Origin of the sequence: Armatimonas sp., assembly GCF_031410135.1 — a bacterium.
Taxonomy (GTDB): domain Bacteria; phylum Armatimonadota; class Armatimonadia; order Armatimonadales; family Armatimonadaceae; genus Armatimonas.
In genome coordinates, this window is sequence record NZ_JANNYP010000698.1 from 1 (window position 1) to 1,750 (window position 1,750).

Annotated in this window: 3 protein-coding genes; all 3 read left to right on the top strand. The window is 60.4% G+C overall.

Annotated elements, in window-relative coordinates; genetic code table 11:
• Window positions 1–315, top strand: a 315-nt coding sequence (locus tag RMO15_RS25580; RefSeq protein ID WP_309719407.1) for a TOBE domain-containing protein, incomplete at its 5' end; no start/stop codon positions are given.
• Window positions 278–913 carry a CPBP family intramembrane glutamic endopeptidase gene (locus RMO15_RS25585; RefSeq protein WP_309719410.1) on the top strand — a complete coding sequence of 212 codons (636 nt, stop codon included), beginning with the start codon at window positions 278–280 and terminating at the stop codon, window positions 911–913. The genes RMO15_RS25580 and RMO15_RS25585, both read left to right, overlap by 38 nt.
• Window positions 914–1,052: 139 nt before the next feature.
• The coding region (locus RMO15_RS25590) for a DUF92 domain-containing protein (RefSeq protein ID WP_309719413.1) at window positions 1,053–1,750 on the top strand (698 nt) is incomplete at its 3' end.

Sequence of the window (1,750 nt, forward strand, 5' to 3'; positions counted from 1 at the left end):
GTGACCATGAGTTCTGAGCGAGCCAACGCACTCGTGCCCTATGTGGGAAAAGAAGTGGTCTTCGGAGTCCGCCCCGAGCACCTCAACGATAAAGCACTCACCTCCGGGACAGCCACTAATGTCGTCCGAGCGCAGGTGGAAGTTATCGAGCAAATGGGCGCGACCTCGAATCTCTACATCAGCCTCGGCGGTCATGCGCTGGTCTCCGTCGTGGATGCTAGCACCAACGCCAAAGAAAACGCTCCACTGGACATCGTCATTGATGCCGACCACTGCCATGTCTTCGACAAAGACACCGAACAAGCGATTTTCTAGTCCGCTTTTCCTGGCACTCTTGCCCTGGCCCGCCGTCGCGGCGGGCCTTTTTGTCGGCCACTCGGCGCTTCTGGCGTTTGTCTTCTACGCGAGTGTGTGCTTATTTGGAATCTGGCGCTTAGAGGGCTTTGCGTGCTCGCTCAAGCCCAGGTGGCCCCTCAGGGTTCATCTCGGTGTCGCCCTCGTCAGCAACTTACTCCTCGTCGGCCTGTATCAGCTTTTGGGCAAGTGGCTCCTCCCCGCCGAGCTACTCAACGAGCGTCTCGCAGGCGTGGGTGTCACTGCAGCTAGCTTTGTGTGGCTCTTTCCGTACTTTCTGATCGGCAACCCGCTGATCGAGGAGCTTTTCTGGCGCGGCTGCCTACGGGCACGCGGCCCCCTCTATACCGCACTGCTCTTTGGCTCGTGGCATAGCCTGCCGATTTTTCTCATCGCCCCGCTCTGGGTGGCACCCCTCGGAGTGCTGGGCGTGATGGCAGTCGGCTTTACCCTCGACAAAGTTGTGGAGAAGACGCAAACCCTTGGGGATGCCATTCTTCTCCACGCACTTGCCGCCGACCTGCCGCTCCTAGTGATTCTCTGGATCGCCAGTCGTTAGGTTTTTAGGCCCCATGAAGTCCAGGTAGAGCCGCGCATTGGCATTGCCCGCCAGTGCACGAAGCGCCGCCAGCTCCTCCACGGCAAGCTGCTGGGGGGCCTATCGCTCTGTGCAGCATACCTGCTAAAATGCCTCTACGATGACACCTCTTCTTGCCGCCGTAATTGGTGCGCCTCTGGTGGGCTTTCTCGCCTGGCGTGTGCGAGCCCTCACACTCTCGGGAGCGATTGCAGCGGCGTGCGTGGGCTTCTGCCACCTTGCCTTTAGCGGCTGGCTCGGAGCAGCGGCACTGCTGACGTTTTTTGGAACCTCCACGGCGCTCTCCAAGCTGGGTAAGCGCAAGAAAGATGCACTCGGGTTTGAGAAATCCGGTCAGCGTGATGCCTGGCAGGTGCTCGCCAACGGGGGAATCGCGGCCCTCTGCGCCGTGCTTGGCTCTCCTGAGGCGATGCTGGGTGCACTGGCCGTTGCCAACGCCGACACGTGGGCGACGGAGATCGGCTCGCTCTTTGGAGGCAAGCCGCGCCGGATCACCAACCTTGCGCCCGCCGAACCGGGCGAATCCGGGGCGATCTCACTTCTGGGGACGCTGGCTGCGTTTGCTGGGGCAATGCTCCTGGGCGCATTCGGTGGAGTTGCTTGGCTGGCGATCACACTATCGGGATTTATCGGAGCACTGGCGGATTCGTTGCTGGGAGCCACCGTGCAGGCGCAGTGGTGGGATGAAAAAACCGGTAAGTGGAGTGAAATTCCACAGGGGAAGCTGGCCCGTGGGGTGAACTGGATGCGTAACGATGCCGTTAATATACTAGCAACCATTATCGGGGCTGTCACAGC